Source organism: Dietzia sp. DQ11-38-2, assembly GCF_014145055.1.
GTDB lineage: Bacteria > Actinomycetota > Actinomycetes > Mycobacteriales > Mycobacteriaceae > Dietzia.
In genome coordinates this window covers 1-1,222 of record NZ_JAALDW010000436.1, presented here as the reverse complement: position 1 = coordinate 1,222, position 1,222 = coordinate 1, and the positions used below count along the sequence as shown (strand labels likewise).

Sequence of the window (1,222 nt, the reverse complement as noted above, 5' to 3'; positions counted from 1 at the left end):
CGCGACGTGGGAGCCCGGCATGCGGCCCTCCCCCGATCCGCCGCCGGCGGTCACCGTCGGCCACAGCGTCCGGCGCTTCCACGCCGTGCCCGGCACCGCGGCGTAGCGCCCCGGACCGGTGACGTAGCCGTGCAGCATCTCCACGACCTGGTCCATGTTGACCTCGTGGCCGTGGACGTACAGCTGGGCGATCGCGTGGAGCAGGGTGTCGGCCTCCGACTCTTTGCGCTTGAGCGTGTGGAGCAGGTTGGGCTCCATGAGGCCGGCGTCGAAACACGTCGCGGCGACGGACATCGCGGCGACCGGGTTGGGCGCGAACTCCAGGAAGGTGACGTACCCGGCCTCGACGGCCTTGCGCACGGCGTGGGTGAACCACACCGAGTGCCGCATGCCCTTGACCCAGTACTCCTCGGCGTGGATCGGCTCGTGGCCGGCCCGGTAGAAGGTCTCCTTGTCCACCGAGGAGAACAGGCCGGAGGTGAGTTCGCGCGGTTCCAGACCCGCGATCTCGGCGGCCAGCTCACCCAGCAGCATGTCGACGTCCGAGGTGTGCCCGGCGCCGCGGACCTGGAGCTGGCGGGCGAACTTGCCCTGCTCCTCGACCCAGGCCACGAACTCGGCGACGGGCGTGGCACGACCCCCGACCGTGGTGTGGGTGGGGGCGGCGTAGACGGCGGGCTCGATCGAGGCGAACCTCGGGTTGTCGGCGATGATCTGCGCGATCTCCTCGGCCGAGTACTCGACCAGCGCCATGGCGCCGGCGTCCTCGTCCGAGACCTGCTGCTCGGCGTCGCCCATGAGACGTGAGCGCACGCAGATCACGCGCACCGCGTCCTCCAGGCTGAGCCCGCCCGCCGCGTAGGCGGCGGCGACCTCGCCCATGGAGTGACCGATCACGGCCTCCGGCTTGGCGCCGAGCGCCTTGAGCGTGTCGACCAGCGCGACCTGGACGGCGAAGATGCCGACCTGCGCGTTCTCCACCTCGTAGGTGACGGAGTCGTCGAGGAACATCTCGACCATCCGGTACCCGGCCTCGAAGTCGATGAGGTCGTCCACCGCGTCCAGGCACGAGGCGAACAGCGGGTTGGACAGGTACAGCTCCTTGGCCATCTTGCGGTGCTGTGCGCCGAAGCCCGAGAAGACCCAGACGTCGCCGGTGCCCGCGGGGGCGTCCGCGCTGAAGACGCCGGGGCCGGGGTCGCCGGCCGCCAGCGCGCGGAGG

At 71.0% G+C, this 1,222-nt stretch carries 1 protein-coding gene; it reads right to left on the bottom strand.

Going from position 1 to position 1,222, the window contains the following annotated elements:
* Positions 1–1,222, bottom strand: a 1,222-nt coding sequence (locus G6026_RS13910; protein ID WP_182613515.1) for an acyltransferase domain-containing protein, incomplete at both ends; no start/stop codon positions are given.